General features: G+C 71.9%; 15 protein-coding genes. 1 reads left to right on the top strand and 14 read right to left on the bottom strand.

Going from position 1 to position 18,917, the window contains the following annotated elements; genetic code table 11:
- Positions 1–149: 149 nt before the first annotated feature.
- The 11 genes from ACQP2F_RS09800 to mraZ form a co-directional block, all read right to left on the bottom strand.
- Complete coding sequence (locus ACQP2F_RS09800) at positions 150–920, bottom strand: cell division protein FtsQ/DivIB (RefSeq protein WP_433302672.1); 771 nt, start codon at positions 918–920, stop codon at positions 150–152.
- A 1-nt stretch (position 921) separates the two neighbouring features.
- Positions 922–2,358, bottom strand: coding sequence for a UDP-N-acetylmuramate--L-alanine ligase (gene murC, locus ACQP2F_RS09795; protein WP_433302670.1), 1,437 nt, complete (start codon positions 2,356–2,358; stop codon positions 922–924).
- Positions 2,355–3,467: an undecaprenyldiphospho-muramoylpentapeptide beta-N-acetylglucosaminyltransferase gene (gene murG, locus ACQP2F_RS09790; protein ID WP_433302668.1), complete on the bottom strand. Its 1,113-nt coding sequence runs from the start codon at positions 3,465–3,467 to the stop codon at positions 2,355–2,357. Before murG ends, murC begins: the two co-directional genes overlap by 4 nt.
- Positions 3,467–4,852, bottom strand: coding sequence for an FtsW/RodA/SpoVE family cell cycle protein (locus tag ACQP2F_RS09785; RefSeq protein ID WP_433302666.1), 1,386 nt, complete (start codon positions 4,850–4,852; stop codon positions 3,467–3,469). Before ACQP2F_RS09785 ends, murG begins: the two co-directional genes overlap by 1 nt.
- Before the next feature lie 73 nt (positions 4,853–4,925).
- Positions 4,926–6,032 (bottom strand): phospho-N-acetylmuramoyl-pentapeptide-transferase, encoded by a 1,107-nt coding sequence (gene mraY, locus ACQP2F_RS09780; protein ID WP_433302664.1) that lies wholly within the window; start codon positions 6,030–6,032, stop codon positions 4,926–4,928.
- The gene (locus tag ACQP2F_RS09775; protein ID WP_433302662.1) at positions 6,029–7,414 is read right to left on the bottom strand and encodes a UDP-N-acetylmuramoyl-tripeptide--D-alanyl-D-alanine ligase; all 1,386 of its coding nucleotides are present in this window, start codon (positions 7,412–7,414) and stop codon (positions 6,029–6,031) included. The genes mraY and ACQP2F_RS09775 overlap by 4 nt, the downstream gene beginning before the upstream one ends.
- Positions 7,411–8,916: a UDP-N-acetylmuramoyl-L-alanyl-D-glutamate--2,6-diaminopimelate ligase gene (locus ACQP2F_RS09770; protein WP_433302660.1), complete on the bottom strand. Its 1,506-nt coding sequence runs from the start codon at positions 8,914–8,916 to the stop codon at positions 7,411–7,413. The genes ACQP2F_RS09775 and ACQP2F_RS09770 overlap by 4 nt, the downstream gene beginning before the upstream one ends.
- A 57-nt stretch (positions 8,917–8,973) precedes the next feature.
- Positions 8,974–11,430: a penicillin-binding transpeptidase domain-containing protein gene (locus tag ACQP2F_RS09765; RefSeq protein ID WP_433302658.1), complete on the bottom strand. Its 2,457-nt coding sequence runs from the start codon at positions 11,428–11,430 to the stop codon at positions 8,974–8,976.
- A 6-nt stretch (positions 11,431–11,436) separates the two neighbouring features.
- A complete protein-coding gene (locus ACQP2F_RS09760; RefSeq protein WP_433302656.1) occupies positions 11,437–12,207 on the bottom strand; it encodes a hypothetical protein in 771 nt (256 codons plus the stop codon).
- Positions 12,208–12,416: 209 nt separating this feature from the next.
- Positions 12,417–13,520 carry a 16S rRNA (cytosine(1402)-N(4))-methyltransferase RsmH gene (rsmH, locus tag ACQP2F_RS09755; RefSeq protein ID WP_433302654.1) on the bottom strand — a complete coding sequence of 368 codons (1,104 nt, stop codon included), beginning with the start codon at positions 13,518–13,520 and terminating at the stop codon, positions 12,417–12,419.
- A gap of 195 nt (positions 13,521–13,715) precedes the next feature.
- Positions 13,716–14,147 (bottom strand): division/cell wall cluster transcriptional repressor MraZ, encoded by a 432-nt coding sequence (gene mraZ / locus ACQP2F_RS09750; protein WP_433302652.1) that lies wholly within the window; start codon positions 14,145–14,147, stop codon positions 13,716–13,718.
- A gap of 388 nt (positions 14,148–14,535) precedes the next feature.
- On the opposite strand from mraZ, the gene ACQP2F_RS09745 reads away from it, so the two are divergent.
- Positions 14,536–15,708, top strand: coding sequence for a DUF559 domain-containing protein (locus ACQP2F_RS09745; protein ID WP_433302650.1), 1,173 nt, complete (start codon positions 14,536–14,538; stop codon positions 15,706–15,708).
- Between the two features lie 483 nt (positions 15,709–16,191).
- On the opposite strand, the gene ACQP2F_RS09740 is transcribed toward ACQP2F_RS09745, so the two are convergent.
- Genes ACQP2F_RS09740 through ACQP2F_RS09730 form a run of 3 tightly spaced genes read right to left on the bottom strand, consistent with a single transcriptional unit; the run spans position 16,192 to position 18,897 of the window.
- Complete coding sequence (locus tag ACQP2F_RS09740) at positions 16,192–16,929, bottom strand: TVP38/TMEM64 family protein (RefSeq protein WP_433302648.1); 738 nt, start codon at positions 16,927–16,929, stop codon at positions 16,192–16,194.
- 41 nt (positions 16,930–16,970) lie between these two features.
- Complete coding sequence (locus tag ACQP2F_RS09735) at positions 16,971–17,684, bottom strand: type 1 glutamine amidotransferase (protein WP_433302647.1); 714 nt, start codon at positions 17,682–17,684, stop codon at positions 16,971–16,973.
- The gene (locus ACQP2F_RS09730; protein ID WP_433307425.1) at positions 17,674–18,897 is read right to left on the bottom strand and encodes a MurT ligase domain-containing protein; all 1,224 of its coding nucleotides are present in this window, start codon (positions 18,895–18,897) and stop codon (positions 17,674–17,676) included. The genes ACQP2F_RS09735 and ACQP2F_RS09730 overlap by 11 nt, the downstream gene beginning before the upstream one ends.
- Positions 18,898–18,917: the final 20 nt, after the last annotated feature.

Genomic DNA, 18,917 nt, shown 5'->3' with positions numbered 1-18,917 from the left:
ATTCAACCTCTGGAGGCAACGTAAGCGGCGGACTGGCCTCAACCAAGGACCGGCGCGGCGTGTCGAAGCCCGCTTGCGTGGCGAATATCCGACGCGGCCGTAACCTCTGGAAAAATACGCCGTTCCTGCCCCGATGTCCGAAAAGTCCGTCAGCGGATCGTGACCACTGTCGGGGCGCTGACGTCGATCTCCTTGCCCGCCTTCTTCAGCAGCGCGGTCGCCACCTGGCTCTTGGTCTCGCTGGCGGTGTCGTCGCCCCAGACCACCGTGCGGTCCTTGCTCAACTCGAGCTTGATCTGCGCCGGCGCCGCGGCCGAGACCGCGACCAGCTGCTCGCGCAGGTCGGGGCTGAGCGCGGCGAGCACCCGCAGCGCCGACCTGGTGTTCACATCGGAGGGACCGGGCGCGGTGAGGCGCATCAGCGGCAGGCCGTCGGGCTTCTTCGCGACTTCCCGGTACGGCACGCCGGTCCCGTCGATCAGCTGGAGCTTGCCCGGGGAGGTCGGCACGGCCGCGACCGGCGTGCGCTCGACGACCTCGATCACGAGCGTGGACGGCCAGCCGCGCTTGACGGTCACCCGGTCGACGGCGGGGATGGCCCGCACCCGGGCGCGCACGCCGTCGACGTCGACCCGGGCCAGCGGCTCGTCGGCCGGCACCGCCGCCGCGTCCTGCACCTGGACCGGGCTGATCAGCTGGACACCGACCACCTTGACGTCGCGCACGCCGAGCACCGACGTGCCGTAGACCAGCCAGGTCAGCGCGCCGGCGACGACCAGCACGCCGGCCGCCACCGCCCACGGCATCGCGGCCTTGAGCCGGCGCTGGCGGGCGCGCGCCATGAACCGCCGGGCCGAGGACGGCACCGCGTCGGTATTCGCCCGGACCAGCCGCCAGTTGCGCCCGCCGCCCCCGCTCATGTCAGGCCCCCGATTCGCCCTCTCCGGCCAGCGCGGCCAGCAGCTCGTCACCCATCAGCGAGATCGGCGGCGCGCCCATGGTCACCACCACGTCGCCCGGCCGGCTGCGGCGCACGACCTCGGCCGGCACGTCCTCCCAGTCGGGCACGAACACCTTCCGATCGGCCGGCAGGTCGATCGCCGCGGTCAGCGCGACCCCGCCCTCGCCCGGCTGGCGCACCTCGCCCGGCCCGAAGACCTCCATGACGACGGTCTGGTCGGCGATCGACAGCGCCTCGGCCAGCTCGGCCTGCAGGTCGCGGGTGCGGTAGACCCGGTACGGCTGGAAGACCACCAGCAGCTTGCCGTCGCCGGCCACCTCGCGCAGCGTCAGCAGCGCCGCCTTGACCGAAGTCGGGTGGTACGCGTACTCGTCGTAGACGCGCACGCCGGCCGCGATGCCCTTGCGCTCGAAGCGGCGCCGCACACCGGGGAAGGACGCCAGCGCCTCGGTGATCTTGTCGAGCGGCATGCCCAGGCGCAGCGCGGTGAGCACCGCCGCCGCACTGTTGAGGCCCATGTGCCGCCCCGGCAGCGCCAGCTTGATCTCGCCCAGCGACTCCCCGTCCAAGGCGGCCTGGTAGCGCACCCCGCTCACGGTCGAGACCACGTCGCTGAGGCGCAGGTCGGCGGAGGGCGACTCGCCGTAGGTGTAGACCGTCCGCCCGGCCGCGCGGAGTGCTGCGATCAACTCCTCGGTGCCGGGGTCGTCGGCGCAGGTCACGACAAATCCGGAGTCGTCGGTGAGGGAAGCGAACTCGAGGAAGCCGGCCTTCAGGCCGTCCAGGTCGCCCCAGTTGTTGAGGTGATCGGCCTCGATGTTGGTGATGATCGCGACGTGCGGCCGGTAGATCAGGAACGACTTGTCGCTCTCGTCGGCCTCGGCCACGAAGTGCGGCCCGGTGCCGTGGTGCCCGTTCGACCCCGCTTCGGAGATCTCGCCGCCGATCACGAACGACGGGTCCTGCCCGGCGTGCTGGAGGATCACCGTCATGATCGACGTGGTGGTGGTCTTGCCGTGGGTGCCGGCCACCGCGATCGTCTGCCGGTTGGTCATGGCGGCGGCGAGCGCCTCGGAGCGGTGCATGATCCGCAGGCCCCGGCGCCGGGCCTCGACCAGTTCGAGGTGGTCCTGCGGGATCGCGGTCGAGTAGACCACCGTGTCGACGCCGTCCAGGTTCTCCGCGACGTGCGACATGTGGATCGTGCCGCCGAGCGCGCGCAGGGCGGCCAGCGCCGGCCACTCGCGCAGCTCGCTGCCCGAGACCGGGACGCCGCGGGTGAGCAGCAGGCGGGCCAGGCCGCCCATGCCCACGCCACCGATGCCGATCAGGTGCACGCTGCCCAGGTCCTCGGCGGTCAACTCGCCGGCCGGGGTGAGCTCGGAAGAAGAGATCATCGCGCCTTCGCCACCGCTTCCAACACAAACTCCAGGAGGGCCTCGTCACCGTCGCGGCGTCCGTACCGCGACGCGGCCGCGCCCATCATCGCGAGCCGCTGCCGGTCGCGTGCCAACGGGATGATGTGCTGCTCGATCCACTCGGGGGTGAGCTCGCTGTTGTCGACCAGGACGCCGCCGCCCGCCTCGACCACGGGCAGCGCGTTGCGGCGCTGCTCCTGGTTGCTGTGCGGGTAGGGCACGTAGACGGCGGGCACGCCGAGCGCGGTCGTCTCGGCCACGGTGATCGCGCCGCCCCGGCACAGCATGAGGTCGGCGGCCGCATATCCGAGCTGCATGTCGGACAGGTACGGCACCACCACGTACGGGACGGGAAGGTCGTTGGGCACCTCGAACGGCTCGTTGCGCCCGCCCTGCACGTGCAGCACCTGAACGCCGGCGTGGGCGAGACGCTTGGCCGCCGCCGCCACCGCCAGGTTGATGGTGCGCGCACCGGACGAGCCGCCCGAGACGAACAGCACCGGCAGGTCGGGACGCAGGCCGAACTGGTAGAGCGCCTGCGGCCGCAGCGCCGCGCGGTCGAGATGCGAGATGGCCGTGCGTAGCGGCACGCCGACGACCCGCGCGTCCTTCAGCGACTCGGCCTGCTGCGGCTGCTGCGGGAAGCCGACCGCCACGTTCTTGGTGAACTTCATGCCCATCCGGTTGGCCACCCCCGGCGGCACGTTCACCTCGTGGATGACGATGGGCAGCTCCCGCCGCCACGCCGCCAGGTAGGCCGGGACCGACACGTAGCCGCCGAAGCCGACCACCACGTCGGCCTGCACCTCGTCGAGGATCTTGCCGGCCGCGTGCGCCGACTTCCACATCCGGTCGGGGGTGCGCAGCAGGTTCATGTTGATCGAGCGCGGCAGCTGGAACGCCGGGATCACCCGCAGGTCGTAGCCGGCCGGCGGGATCAGCTCGTTCTCCATGCCCTTGGGACTGCCCAGCGTCGTGATCCGCACCTGGGGGAAGTGCCTCCGCAGCGCGTCGGCGAAGGCGAGCAGCGGATAGATGTGACCGCCGGTGCCTCCCCCGGCGAGCACGACCGACCGCAGCGAGCTCATCACCGTCTCCTTCCGGCCCCCGCGCCCTCGGGCGTCCGGCCGGACTTCGGTCCCGGCTGCCGTTGCGGGGGTAGTGGCGGCAGCGGGGCCCAGACTAGCCGTACCCATCTCGAGGGCGGACGGGCGTTCAGGGCCTTGGCCGCGTCCGGCTCGGCGCGGGCGAAGGAGGCGAGCATCCCGATCGCCGCCAGCGTCACGACCAGGGCGCTGCCACCAGCGGAGATGAACGGGAGCGGGACACCGGTGATCGGCAGCATCTTGGTGACGCCGCCGATGTTGATGACGGCCTGGGTGACCAGCCAGGTGGTGATCGCGGTGGCGGCCAGGCGGCGGAACGGGTCGGCCGAGCGGCGGGCGATCCGGAAGCCGGTGTAGGCCAGCACCGAGAACAGCGCCAGGATCACCGAGCAGCCGACCACGCCCAGCTCCTCGGCCACCACGCCGAAGATGAAGTCGTTCGAGGCCTCGGGCAGCCAGTTCCACTTGAGCACGCCCTTGCCGAGGCCGACGCCGAACCAGCCGCCCTCGAAGATCGCCGAGCGGGCCTGGATGATCTGGTAGCACTCGTCGGCGAGGTTGCACTTCTCGATCGGCTGCAGGAAGTTCGTGAGCCGGGCGAGCCGGTAGTTCTCCCCGTCGGCCGAGCCCGAGCCGGCGCCGCCGGAGGCCGCCGCGATCAGCAGGCCGACGCCGGCCAGGCCGAGCACCCCGAGCGCGGCGAAGACCCGCAGCCGTACGCCCGCCGCCCAGAGCAGGCCGACGATCAGCGCGAGCAGGATCAGCATCGTGCCCAGGTCGTTGTAGCCGACCAGCACGAACAGGAGGCCGACGACCGGGAACAGCGGCCGGGCCAGCTCGCGCCAGTGCCCGAGCGCCGGCCCCTTGCGGGCGATCACGTCGGCGCCCCACAGCACCATGCCGAGCTTGGCCAGCTCGGCCGGCTGGAGGCCGATCGGGCCGAAGTACAGCCACAGCAGGTTGGTGCGGATCGGGCCGATCCCCGCGTGGCCGAGCACACCGACCGAGTAGAGCGCCCGGATCACGTCGAGGATGCCGAGCAGCACGACCGCCGCGCCGAGGATGTACTTGCCGAGGTCGCGCAGCGTGCCGGCGGGCAGCCGCTGGCAGATCCAGAACGCCACGAGACCGAGCAACGCGTACACGGCCTGGTTGGCGATCGCGGAGAAGGCGTTCCCGTTGTCCCGGTACGCCTTCACGCTCGTGGCCGAGAAGACCATGGTGAGCCCGATCAGCAGCAGCAGGCTCGAGCTGGCGATCAGCAGGTAGTACGAGGAGAGGGGTCGCGCGAGCAGCCCGTGCACGGCGGGCAGGAGCTGCCTGCTGAGCGACGGGCGAGCCACCTTTTGTGTCCGGTCGTCCGCCATGGACACATCATCGTGCGGCCGACACGCCAGTCGCCGTCACCGCGCTGGCGTGTCGTGCCTCGATGTGATCCACCTATCCCATGACCGCCAGGAAGTCCGAGTAGAAGAGCCCGAGACCGATCGCCACGCAGATGCCGGCCACGATCCAGAACCGGACGACGATGTTGACCTCGCTCCACCCGGCCAGCTCGAAGTGGTGCTGCAGCGGTGACATCCGGAACACCCGTTTACCGGTGGTCTTGAACGAGATGATCTGGATGACCACCGACATCGTGATGATCACGAAGAGGCCGCCGATGATGATCGACAGCAACGTGGTCCGGGTCGCCACGGCCAGGCCGCCGATCAGGCCGCCGAGGCCGAGCGCGCCGGTGTCGCCCATGAAGATGCGGGCGGGCGAGGTGTTCCACCACAGGAAGCCCACGCAGGCCGCGGCCGCCGCCGCGGCGATCATGGCGATCTCCAGCGGGTCGCGCACCTGGTAGCAGTAGGCGTTGGCCAGCCGGTAGTCGGTGTCACCGCACCAGTGCCGGTACTGCCAGAAACCGATCAGCGCGTACGCCCCGAGCACCAGGATCGAGGCGCCGGTGGCCAGGCCGTCGAGGCCGTCGGTCAGGTTCACGCCGTTCGACATCGCCATGATCACGAAGACGAAGACGATGACCGAGCCGACCTTGCCGACGTCGAGCCAGCTGATGTCCCGGATGAACGAGATGTGCTCGCTGGCCACGGTCTGGCCGTTGGTGCTGGCCACATAGAGCGCGGCGATGCCGAAGCCGGCGCCGACGATCAACTGGCCGAGCAGCTTTCCTTTGGCGCTCAGGCCGTCGGAGTTGCGGCGGCGGATCTTGAGGAAGTCGTCGAGGAAGCCGACCACGCCGCAGAAGACGAACAACCCGAGCAGCACCAGGGCCGTCATGGTCGGCCCCTCCTGCGCGATCTGCCGCTCGGGCAGAGTCGTCAGGGCCACGTGCCCGGCCACGTAGGCGAACACGGTCGCCACGATGAACGCGACACCACCCATCGTGGGGGTGCCCTTCTTGCCCTGGTTGCTGGCCAGGCCGAGCCCGCCGCGGATCGGCTGGCCGGCCTTCAGCGCGGTGAACACCCGGATGGCGACCGGGGTGCCGAACAGCGAGATGATGAACGCGACCGCGGCCGCGACGATGACTGCCCTCACGGGCGACCCTCCTCAGAACGCAGCCCGTCGACCACGTCCCACGTGCGGTACCTGGAACCCTTCACGAGCACGACGTCGCCGGCCCGCAGTTCCCCCCTGACGATCTCGAGCGCGGCGGCCTGGTCCGCCGCGAAGATCGCTTCGCCGGTCCACCCCGCGACCGCTGTGGCCCCGTCCAGGATCGGACGCGCGTTCTCCGCCACCGCCACCAGCCGGTCGACGCCGAGCGTGGCGGCCAGCCGGCCGACCTCCTCGTGCCCGGCGCGCTCGTGCTCGCCGAGCTCGGCCATGTAGCCGAGCACCGCGACGCGGCGGCCCTCCGCCCGCATCGCCGCGAGCGCGTGCAGCGCGGCCGCGGTCGACGACGGGTTGGCGTTGTAGCTGTCGTCGATGACCGTGACACCGTCCGGGCGGGTGAAGACGTCCATCCGCCGGCTCGACACGATCCCGATCTCGCCCAGCGCGCTCACCACGTCGTCGAACGGCATGCCCACCGACAGCGCGGCCCCCGCCGCCGCCAGCGTGTTCGCGACCTGGTGCCGCCCGGCGACCGCCAACCGGACGATTTCGCTCTTGTCCCGATAAGTGAGCCGGTAGGACGCGCGGCCCCGCTCGTCGAGCGAGACCTCGGTGGCCCGGACCGCCGCCTCCGGCGACTCCCCGGTCAGCAGCACGCGCGCTCGCGTGCGGGGTGCCATCCCGGCCACCAGCGGGTCGTCCGCGTTCAGGATCGCCACCCCGGTCGCCGGCAGCGCCTCGACCAGCTCGCCCTTGGCCCGGGCCGTGCCCTCGACCGAGCCGAACTCGCCGATGTGCGCGGCGCCGACGTTGAGCACCACGCCGACCTCGGGCCGGGCGATCTCGCACAGGTAGCGGATGTGCCCGATCCCCCGCGCGCCCATCTCGAGCACCAGGAACCGGGTCTCCTCGGTCGCCTGCAGCACCGTGTACGGGAAGCCCAGCTCGTTGTTGAGCGAGCCGGCCGGCGCGATGGTCGTACCCGCCCGCCCCAGCAGCTGCCCGATGTAGTCCTTGGTCGTCGTCTTGCCGGACGAGCCGGTCAGCCCCACGATCGTCAGCCCCGGCAGCCGCTCGACCACGGCCCGGGCCAGCGCGGCCAGCGCCGCCAGCGGCTCCTCGACGACCACGCCCGGCTCGCCGGTGTCCCGGGTGCTCAGCACGCCGGCCGCACCCTTGGCCACCGCGGCCGCCGCGAACTCGTGGCCGTCCACCTTCTCGCCCTCGAAGGCGGCGAACAGCCCGCCCGGCGCGACCTTGCGGGAGTCGTACTCCACCGGGCCGGTCACGGCCACCGACGGCGCGGCGTTGACGAGACGCCCGCCGGTGACCTTGGCGATCTCGTCCAGCGTCATGCGAATCACGAGCTGCTCCCCAGCGCTGCCGCCAACTCGATGCGGTCGTCGAACGGCAGCATCTGCCCGTTCACCTCCTGGCCCCGCTCGTGCCCCTTGCCGAGCAACGCGATCACGTCGCCCGGACCGGCGAGCCGGACCGCCTCGTCGATGGCGGCACGCCGGCCGGCCACCTCTATCACCTTTGTGTTCGCATCGGCTTGCTCGGCGCCGGCCCGGACCGCGGCCCGGATCGACGCCGGGTCCTCGGTGCGCGGGTTGTCATCCGTCACGATCACCAGGTCGGCGCCACGGGCCGCGGCGGCGCCCATCAGCGGCCGCTTGCCCTTGTCGCGGTCGCCGCCGGCCCCGATCAGGCAGATCACCCGCCCGCCGCGCCCCGCCGCGAGCTCGCGCAGGGCGGCCAGCGCGGCGACGATCGCGTCCGGCTTGTGCGCGTAGTCGACCACGCCGAGCACCTCGCCCGGCGCATCCACCCGCTCCAGCCGGCCCGGCACGCCCGGGCACGCGGCGATGCCGCGGGCCGCGACCGCCGGGTCTACGCCGATCGCCACCAGCGAGGCGAGCGCGAGCAGCGCGTTGGCCACGTTGTGCCGGCCGGGCAGCGAGACGCCGGCTTCGACCGCTGTCCCGTCCGGGCCGTGCGCGACGAAGCGCTGCCCGAACGCCGACGGCCGCACCTCGGACGCCCACCAGGTGGCCGCGGTGTCGCCGGCCGCCGAGTAGCTGATCGTCGACGGCTTGAACAGCGGCCGCAGCGCCGGGTCGTCGAAGTTGAGCACCTCGGCCCGGCTGCGCCCGTCGAAGAGCCGCGCCTTGGCCGCGAAGTAGTCGTCGACGTCGGCGTGGAAGTCGAGATGATCGAGCCCGAAGTTGGTGTAGCCGCCGACCGCGAAGCGCAGCCCGTTGACCCGGCCGATGGCGAGCGCGTGGCTGGAGACCTCCATCACCACGGCGGTGACGTCGCGCTCGGCCGCCGCGGCCAGGATCGCCTGCAGGTCGGTCGCCTCCGGCGTGGTGCGCACGCTGGCCACCACCAGGTCGCCCAGGCGCGTCTCGACGGTGCCGATCAGCCCGGTGACCAGGCCCGCGGCCCGCAGCCCCGACTCGACCAGGTAGGCCGTCGAGGTCTTGCCGGCGGTGCCGGTGATGCCGATCATGGTGAGCCGGGCCGACGGGTCGCCGTAGATCGCCGCCGCCGCCGCGCCCAGCACCGCCCGCGGATCGTCCGCCACCAGCACCGGCAGCCCGGCCGCCAGCGCCCGGTCGCGGCCGGCCTCGTCGGTGAGCACGGCCACCGCGCCCGCCTCGGCCGCGCCGGCGGCGAACTCGGCGCCGTGCCGGTTCGCACCGGCCAGCGCCGCGTAGAGGTCGCCGGGGCGGACCTCCTGGCTGTTGTGGGTGATGCCGGTGACCGGCACGTCGTCGCCGGTCAGCGCGGCGGGCAACAGCTCGGCCAGGCGCGCCAGCGGCAGCGGCGCGACGGTCTCGGGACGGGGAATGCCGGGCACGGCGTCAGACCCTACCCCGTGCCCGGCAATCGACCGAAAACGCCATCCTGCGTACGCTCATGGATGGATCTTGAAGGTGGGTGCCTTGGTGACCGACGGCGGCACCCGGTTCTGCAGCAGCGCGAACGACATCATCTTGCTGAACGCGGGCGCCGCCACGTCGCCACCGGCCCCGTGCGGCACCTCGGCCGACACCGCGATGACGAACCGCGGGTTCTCGGCCGGCGCCATGCCGATGAACGAGCCGTAGTTGCTGCTGGTGTACTGGCCGTCGATCAGCCGCTTGCCGGTGCCGGTCTTGCCCGCCACCCGGTAGCCGTTGACCCGCGCCTGGGTGCCGGTCCCGTCCTGCTCGTCGACCACGGCCTCCATCATCGTGCGCAGCTCGGACGCCACCTCCGGCCGCAGCACCCGGTGCGTCTCGGGCTCCGGGCCGGGCGTGACCTCGCCGTCCTTGCCGGAGATCATTCCCTTGATCAGGTGCGGCTGCACGTAGAGGCCGTCGTTGGCGATCGCGGCGTAGGCGGCCGCCATCTGGATCAGCGTGACGTCCATGCTCATGCCGACCGGCACCGAGCCCGAGGCCGAGCCGCTCCACTGGTCGGGTGTGAGGATCTTGCCGGGCTGCTCGCCGGCGACACCCTCGTTGGTCGCCTTGCCGAGGCCGAACTTCTGCTGGTAGTCGTACACCCGCTGCTTGCCGAGCCGGTCCGCGATCATGATGGTGCCGACGTTCGAGGAGAGCGCGAGCAGGCCGGGCATCGTCATCAGCGTGCCCTTCTTCTGCGGGTGGCTGTCCACGAACTTGTAGCCGCCGCGCACCAGCCCCGGGCCGATCGCCAGCGTCGACTGCGGCGTGATGATGCCCTCCTGCAGGGCGGCGCCGAAGATGATCGCCTTGTGCACCGAGCCGACGTCGGCCACGACCGCGCTCGGCACGTCCATCCGGTTCTCCGGCGTGTAGTTCTCCGGCTTCGTCGCGTCGTACGGCGGGAAGCTCGCCTGGGCCAGCACCTCACCCGTCTTCACGTCGAGCACCACGGCGCCGCCGATCGAGGCCTTCCACTCGCGCAGCTGGTCGCCCAGGATGCGCTGCACCTCGTACTGGAGGTCGGCGTCGATGGTCAGCTCGAGCGAGGCGCCCGGCTGCGGGGCCACGTAGTGCTGGTACCCGCCCGGGATCGGCGAGTTCAGGTCGCCCTTGCCGACCTCGTACTCCTGCTCGCCCGGCGTGCCGCGCAGCAGCGAGTCGTAGCGGGCCTCGAGCCCCTCGAGACCGGAGTTGTCGGCGCCGGTGAAGCCGATCAGGTTGGCGGCCAGATCGACGCCCGGCACGTCCCGCCGCTCGTCCTGCCGCACCACGATGCCGGGCAGGTTCATCGCGCTGATCCGGTTGCCGACCGAGATGTCGACGCCGTGCGCCAGGAACTCGAAGTGCGACTCGCCGCCGCCCGGGCGCTTGTGCCGGGTCATCAGCGGGACCAGCTTCGACTGCGGTACGCCGATTAGCGGCGCCAGCGTGGCCGCGACCTGCGACGGGTTCTTGATCATCGTCGGGTCGGCGCCGACGTAGCGCGCTTCGACGCTGTGCGCGAGCACGGTGCCGTCCCGGTCGATGATGCTGCCCCGGGGCGCGGGCAGGGTGAGGTCGCTGATCCGGGTCGCGCGCAGCTCGATGAGCCGCTTGGCGTCGGCCGGCGAGGAGGCGACCTGGAGGACGACCAGGCGGATGCCGATCATCACGAACAGCGAGAGCGCGAGCACGGTGCCCAGGCGCAGCCGCCGGGTGGGATTGGCGAGCTTGGGCGGTTCGGGCGCGATGGTGCGCACGGCGCGGCTCTTGACCGCCGGTTTTCCGGTACGCCGATCCCGGCCGGCCCGCGGCCGGACCGGCTCCCGCGTCCGGGCGCCACGGACCGCCGCGGCCCGCTCGCGGCGACGGGTGAGCTCGTCGAGACCGCGGTCGTCCCGGTCGTGGTTTCGATCGTCCGGCTCCGGCCGGCGGCTGCGCGGCGGCTCCCGGCGCTCGTCCCGGGCCCGCGTCTTGGCCACGGTCGTCCGCCGGTCCCTGGTCTCCCTGGTCTCCCTGGTTCCCTTGGTCTCCCTGGTCTCCCTGGTTCCCTTGGTCTCCCTGGTCTCCCTGGTTCCCTTGGTCTCCCTGGTGGCGCCGCCTGCCCTCGCGCTGCCGCCCCTCTCGCCGCGGCCGGCCTTTTCGCTCCCGCCGTTCTCGCTGTCGCCGTCCGGCCGCCGCCCGCGCTGGGGACGGCCGCCGTCGAGCACCTGCAGCGCCGGACGGAACGGGTCGCTCGTGCGGCCGGCCCGCGGCGAGCGGGTGCGCTGGTCGCGCTCGGCCACGGTGCGCCCGCGCGGGGTGTACGCCCGCGCGTCGCCGATGCCGCCGAAACCGCGGCTCCGGCCCTTGTCGGCCTCGTCGCCCTCGCTGGGGATGTCACGAGACGTACCGCGCCGGGGCTGAGTGCCCCGGCGCGGTGTGTCGTCGGATCGCGGCGACATGGCGGCCTAGTGCCCGGTGCCGGTGATGCCGCCGGTCGCCGCGGTCGTCGGCGTGCCGGCGCTGTCGCCAGTCTTTCCCGTGGCGGCGTCGCCAGTCTTTCCCGTGGCGGCGTCGCCAGTCTTTCCCGTGGCGGCGTCGCCCGCGGTGACCGCCGGCTTGCCGTTCACCGGCGTGAGCACGCCGATGATCTTGCCGTCGGGCAGCGTGAACAGCGCCGGGTTGTCCGCCTTGACCAGGCCGAGACGGCGGGCCGCCGCGTCCAGGTTGCCGATGCTGGAGACCTCGACCAGCTGGTTGTCCAGATCCTGCTGCTGGGTGTCGAGCTGGGTGTCCTGCTTCTGCAGGTCGGCGATGCGGAACGAGTTCTCGTTGGTCTTGGTGTTGATCAGCAGGATGCCGAGCACCCCGACGATCACCACGCCGATCACCGAGGCCACGAACGGCGCCCGCGGCGCGCTGATCGGCGCCGGCGGCGCGACCCGCAGCCGGGGCGCGCGCTCCTGCCCCACCTTGGGCTCGGCCTTGGCCCGCTCGATCCGCAGCGGCTCGGCCTTCGCCCGCTCGATCCGCAGCGGCTCGGCCCGCGCGTCCAGGTCGATGAACGCCTCCGGCTTGAGCGCGGCGGTGCCGTCCACCGGCGCGCCGAACACCGACGCGTCGAGCGCCGGCCGGCGGCCACCGGCCCGCTTCCGCCCGGCCTCGCGGTCCGCCGCTCCCAGCCCACGCACCCGGCCGGTCTCCCGGTCCGCCGCCGGCGTACGGCCGCGGCCGATCATCGGCTCCGGACGCCGGCCCTTGCCGCGCGCCGGCGTCGCCGCCCGGTCACGTTCCTCCCGCGAGACCCCCTGCGTCCCTGAGTGGCGCGTGTCGTCCGTGAAGTGGCGCGCCCCCCGGGCGTCACTTCGGGCGTCCGCATCGCGTGCCGGCATCGTTCCGCGCTGATCCGTGACCCGGCCCCCCGGCCGCGGCCCGCGCGTGCGCTCGCTCATGCTTTCCCCTCCCCCTCGTCGCGTTCCCCCGGGCGTAACCGCCCTCGTCCCCCGTGCGTTGACATGCGGGGCCGTTCGCGGGCGGCACCCGATGCCTGGTCCTGCCGGCCGAGTCGCTCCACCGCGCGCAGCTTCACCGAAGCCGCTCGCGGGTTCGCCTCGACCTCCTCGTCGGTGGGCGGCTCCGACCCCTTTGTCAGCAGCCGCAGTGTCGGACCGGTTCCGGGCAGCTCGACCGGCAGGTCGATCGGCCCGGTGCTGCGCGTCCTCGCGGTGAGGGCACGCTTGACGATCCGGTCCTCCAACGATTGGTAGCTCATCACCACAAGTCGGCCCTTAGCCGCCAATGCGTCCAAAGCGGCCGGTAGCGCCGACTCCAGTGCGGCGAGCTCCCCATTTACCTCAATACGTAGCGCCTGAAACGTTCTTTTTGCGGGATTTCCACCCGTTCGTCGCGCGGCGGCCGGGATCGCCTCCTTGACCAGCTCGGCCAGCCGGGCCGTGGAGGTGATCCGCCCCTTCGCCCGCTCGCGCACGATCGCCGAGACGATCCGCGGCGCGAACTTCTCCTCGCCGTACTGCCGCAGGATCCGGACCAGCTGACCCGGCTCGTACGTGTTGACGACCTCCTCGGCGGTGACCCCGGCGGTCTGGTCCATCCGCATGTCGAGAGGGGCATCCTGGGCGTACGCGAAACCGCGGTCCGCCTCGTCCAGCTGCAGCGACGAGACACCGAGGTCGAACAGCCCACTGTGGATCCGGTCGTACCCGAGGTCGGAGAGCACCTGCGGGAGCTCGTCGTAGACCGCGTGCACGAGATGGGTCCGGGCCCGGTACGGCGCCAGCCGGTGCCGGGCGTGCGTGAGCGCCTCGGTGTCCCGGTCGAGTCCGATCAGGACCACGTCCGGAAACCGCTCGAGCACCGCCTCCGCGTGCCCGCCCAGCCCGAGCGTGAAGTCGACGTGGACGGCGCCCGGCATGTCGAGCGCCGGGGTGAGCAGCTCGAGACAGCGCTCGAGCAGCACGGGCACATGCGTGCCACGAGGCTCCCCCACGTCGACCCCCTTTTGCCACCCCGGCCGTCCGCCATCGCCGCACATCGGCCCGGACGTCGTCCGTACCGCCAGATCCCCATCCGCTCGTGTCCGTCGGGCCGCCCGTTGCCGGCGGGCTTGCCTTCTCGGACACGCGCCTGGCGCCGGGGAAGAGGCGCCAGGTGCGGGAGCGGCTGGAGATCTCGCAGTACGGCGGCAGTGACGTCCGGGGCCGCCATCGACCCGGCAGGGTGCCACGCCCTACAGTCCGCCGGGCAGCACCCCCTCCTCGATGTCGGCGAACTCGTCTTCGCTCGCCGCGAGGTAGTCCTCCCAGGACTGCTTGTCCCAGATCTCCACCCGGGTGCTCGCCCCGATCACCACGAGGTCGCGGTCGAGTGCCGCGTATTCCCTCAGGTGAGCCGGGATGGTGACCCGCCCTTGCTTGTCCGGCACCTCGTCATGCGCGCTGGCGAAGAACACCCGGCTGTAAGCCCGGGCGGCCTTGTTGGTCACCGGCGCCTCACGAAGCTGGCCCGCGATGCGCTGGAACTCCGGCATCGGGAACACGTACAGACAGCGTTCCTGCCCCTTGGTGATCACGACACCTCCCGCCAGCTCATCCCGGAACTTGGCCGGAAGGATCAGCCGCCCCTTGTCATCGAGGCGCGGGGTATGGGTGCCGAGAAACATCGGCCGTCCACCCCCCTGCCCCAGCGGTTCGCGGTCCGCTTGTCAACTCGGGCCGACAGGCCTCCCAGGTCCAGTCCCCCTCAGCCCTGCCACTGCGCTCCACTCTACTCCACTTCCCTCCACCCGCAAGCGGAATGCGAGCCGACCCCGTTTGTCAACCGCCAAGAAACCCCAGCTCAACGCCTTGCCCTCCGGGTGGAGCGGCCCCCCAAGATCATCCCCGTCACGTTCCCGACAGCCGCCCTTCGAACCCCTCCATACCACCGCAAAATTTCGTATTTCTCCCGCTCCCACACCCTGTCAACCCCTCCCGGGGAGGAAAGTGGAGCCCTCCGGTGGAGCAAAGTGGAGCCCTCCGCCCGCCTCCACGACCCCCTAGCGCCGCTCCTTGCCGCCGCCCCTCACCGCCGCCGGCTTTCTCCGTCGGCCCCCTCCGCCGCCTTTCCCCGTCGTGCCTCCTGCCGCCCCCTTCGCCGTTCTGCTGGCGATCTTGATGACTCCCGGCACCCGCCACGCGCCAACTCATCAGCGCGAGCTGTTATCCACAGCGACCGAAGCGCCGGCTCACGCTTTGCGGCAAAGTCCTCTCGTGCTGCCGATTCCGGGTTTCGACGCCGGCGAACTCGACTGGCTGCTGTTCGAGCAGGCGGGGGTTCTGACGACCGCTCAGGCCGAGCAGGTCCTCACGCCGGCGACCGTCCGTGCACACCTTCGTCAGGGCCGATGGCGACGGTTGAGCCGCGGCCTGCTGCTCGCGGAGAACGGACTGCTCCGACCTGAGCAGCAACTATGGGCGGCCGTGCTGGTCGCCGGCCGGGACGCGCACTTGGCCGGAACGACGGCAGCCATCGAAGGCGGCGTCCAGGGGCTTCGGCCCGGTCCGATACAGGTGATCGTGCCGGCCGACCGGTGCCCGAGCGTACGACTGCCGCGGCTGCCCGGCGACATGCCCAGCGTCCGCGTCCGCCGCACCACCGTGTTTCCCGAGCGACACCGCCAGCTCGCTCGACCGCCACGCGTGACCATGGCACGGGCGGTGATCGACGGCGCGTCCTGGGCGACGGGCGACAACGAGGCTCGCGATCTGATCACGCGAGCCTGCCAGCAAGGTCGCGTCACCGTACGGGAGCTGCGCGAGGTGCTCCGTCACTTCCCGACGCTTCGCCGGCGGCAGCTGATCAGGACCACGATCGCCGACGTCGAAGGCGGCGCCACCGCACTGTCGGAGATCAACCTCGCGCGGCTCTGCCGCAGGCATCGGCTCCCCGGGCCCGACTTCCAGCAGCCACGTGCCGACGCAACCGGCCGGAACCGCTTCGTCGACGCGCATTGGACGAGCGCCCGCCTGCTGGTCGAGGTCGACGGAAGTCACCACATGGACGTCGAGCATTGGTCGGCGGACATGCTCCGGCAGAACGAGATCTGGATCGCCGGCGACCGGATCCTGCGATTCCCGGCGTGGCTGGTCCGCGACAGGCCCGCAACCGTAGCTGCCCAGATCCGAGAGGCACTGTCCGCCGGCCAATCTGAACTGCGCCCACCAGCACGCCGAGCACGATGATGAGTTGCGCGCCCTGAGTGGCGCCCCGAAGACGCGAGGTCATCAAGATCGCGAAGCAGGAGGAACGCGATCGGGCGAAACGACCCGAGGCTGTTGAGTTGCTGCGCGACGGATATCTCAAGTCATCAAGATCGCGAGAAGTGCCGTAGTAGGCGGCGCGCGAAGGCGAAAGCGCGAAGCGACGGGCAGCGCGACGGCGCGGCGAAACGCTGATGTGTTGCTGTGCGACGCGGCGTCGAAACTCATCAAGATCGCAGCGGCAGCGGGCGGGGGCGCCAGCAGGCGGGGGCGGTAGCGGGAGCGGGCGGCAACAGGAGGGGGCGACGGCGGGCGCGGGTGGCGGCGGGCGCGGGCGACAGCGAGCGGGTACGGCAACAGGCGCGGACGGCAACAGGCGCGGCGGGCGCGGGCGACAGCGGGCAAGGCCTCGGGAATGGGAACGGCCCGCCGCAATGGGTACGACGGGCCGTGGAAAAGCGTAGGTCAGGCGGTGGCCTCGGCGGCGGCCTGGCGGCGGGCCGAGCGCTTCCAACGCCACACGATGGTGGTTGTCAAGGTGAAACCGATCAAGGCCGGCGCGAGGCTCAGCGGGCTCATGCCGTGCGGGTTGGCGACCGCGGCGCCGATCACGGCGTAGCTCACGGCGGACGGGATGGAGGCCAGGAAGGTGCCGAAAAGGTAGCGCTTGCGGCAGACGCTGGTGGTGCCGTAGGCGTACCCGATCAGGCCGAACGGCGCCAGCGGGAGGAAACGCACCAGAAGCACCGCGGAGAGGCCCCGTTTGTTCAGCCAGCCGTCCAGGCGGGCGAGACGGCCGCCGGCGCGGGCGTGCAGCACGCCGCGGCCGGCCCAGCGCCCGGCGTAATAGGTGGCGGCGGCGGCGATCACCGCGGCGGCCAGCGCCGTCGCCGCGCCGGTGGCCGCGCCGAGCAGGGCACCGCACGCGATGGTGATGGCGGTGCGCGGGACCAGGACCGACAGCAGCAGGCCGCCGACCACGGCGATCGCGACCGGGGCCACGTGGCCGAGGGCCAGGATCGCGTCGCCGATCTCGCGGAGCGGGAGGAACGCGGCGGCGGCGGCGAGGCCACCGACAACGGCACCGAGGACGCCGAACCGGATCAGGCGGCGCTTCCAGCCCATGGCCGCCGGGGCGGCCGGCACGGGCACGGCGGAAGCGGAGACGGCCGGAGCCGGGAGAGCGAACAGGGTGTCAGTCATGCAGGCGTACCGCCCTACCTTGTCGTCGGTCCATGATCGGTTTATGCCCCCGCCGCGGCGAGCCGTTCGGCCCGAAGCCGGTCCGTCCAGGTGTCGTCAACGGGAGGAAGACTATCCGCGCCGATCGCCCAACGCAGTAGCAGATCGGCTATCGCTGGGTTGCGAGCGAGCGCGGGCCCGTGGGAGTACGTGCCCAGGATCTTCCCGTGCCACGCGCCCTCGGTCTGGCCGTCGTTGCCGATGCCGGCCGTGACCCGGGCCAGCGGTGAGACGCCCGGGCCCAGGTGGGTGCGGCCGCCGTGGTTCTCGAAGCCGCTGAGCGCCGGCAGCCCCAGCCGCGGGTCGATGTCGCCGCGGATCTCGCCCACGGCCCGGGTCTCGCCCCGGTCCGAGTGCAGGTCGAGGAGTCCGAGTCCCGGGCACTTCGCTCCCTTGGCGAAGAACGAGTGGCCGAACAACTGGTAACCGGCGCAGATCGCCAGCACCGCGGCGCCCTGGTTCACGGCCCGGTGCAGCCCACCGTCGGCGATCAGACGTTGCGCGGCCAGAGCCTGCGGCCCGTCCTCGCCGCCGCCGATCAGGTAGATGTCGGCGCTGGACGGCATCGGCTGGTCGGACCGGATCTCGTACGCCTCGACCGGCAGCCCCCGCATCGCGGCCCGGCGCGCCAGGATGAGCATGTTGCCCCGGTCACCGTACGTCGAGAGCAGGTCCGGATAGATCCAGACGATGCGCAGTGTGCTCTCAGTTGACACGGTCCAACTCCGCTCGAATGTCCTGGAACGCCGTGTAGTTGGCGATCACCTCGAGACGACCGGGCGGAACCGCCTGGAGCGCCTCGTCAAAACTCCTAACGTGCCGGAAGGGCACACCGTTCACCTCGAGACGAACGGCCAGGTCGTACGCCCGGTCGCCGCTGATCAGCACGGGCCGGTCCCGCAGGGGCGAGAAGTCGACGTCGTACAGCCACGAGGTGTCGAGACCGTCGGGGTCCCGGGCGTTGACGGCGAGCAGCGTGGGTGCGAGCTCGGCCATGTCGAACGCCTCGAGCCAGCTTGCCGGGTTCTTCGCCAGCAGCAGACGGACGTTTCGTCCGTCCCGGTCGACCTGCGCATAACGACCGGCGACCGAAGAGACCGTCGCCAGCCGCGGCAGCGCCTCGATCGGGCGGACCCCGAACTCGGCCGCGACGGCCAGGGCGGTCGCCGCGTTACCCAGGTTGACCTGCCCGGGGAGCTGCAGCTTGACCAGGTGCCAGTCGCCGCGCGGGTCGACCACGCCCTCGTCCTCGACGTGCCACTGGGCCTGCGGCCGGCGCAGCGGGCAGCCGGTGCACCACCAGTCGCCGTTGCTGCGCTCGATCGGGTCGCCGCTCTGCGGGCAGACGAACGAGTCGTCGAGCCAGCGCTGGCCGGCGCTGAACCAGGTGACCTGGCCGGCGCTGCCCTGCGCGGCCCAGACCACCATCGGGTCGTCCGCGTTGGCGACCACGCGCACGTCGGGGTGGCCGGCGAGGGCGTCGCGCCACAGCTGCGCCATCATCGCCACCTCCTTGGCCCGGTCGAGCTGGTCGCGGGAGAGGTTGAGCAGCGCCACCACCCGCGGGCTGGTGGCGTCGATCACCCGGGCCAGGTAGTGCTCGTCGACCTCGAGCACGGCGAACGGCGTCACGCCGGCCTTGGCCAGCGCCGAGGTGTGCCCGGTCGGCATGTTGGCGCCGAACGAGTTGGTGGCGACCCGGCCGAGCACCTCGAGGGCGGCCGCGGTGAGCCGGGTCGTGGTGGTCTTGCCGTTGGTGCCCGAGACCAGCGCGACCGCGCGGCCCGCGGCCAGGTGGGCCAGCAGGTCAGGGTCGATCTTGAGCCCGATCCATCCGCCGATGACCGAGCCGTCGCCGCGTCCCGCGGCCCGGGAAAGCGCGGCCGCGGTCTTCGACACGCCGGTCGCGACCTTGGCCCGCAGGGGCATCTTGCCGTCCGTCACCTGAG

It is taken from the genome of Actinoplanes sp. CA-030573, assembly GCF_050951115.1.
GTDB lineage: Bacteria > Actinomycetota > Actinomycetes > Mycobacteriales > Micromonosporaceae > Actinoplanes.
The sequence above is the reverse complement of the archived record's forward strand: the minus strand, read 5'-3'. Positions and strand labels throughout refer to the sequence as shown.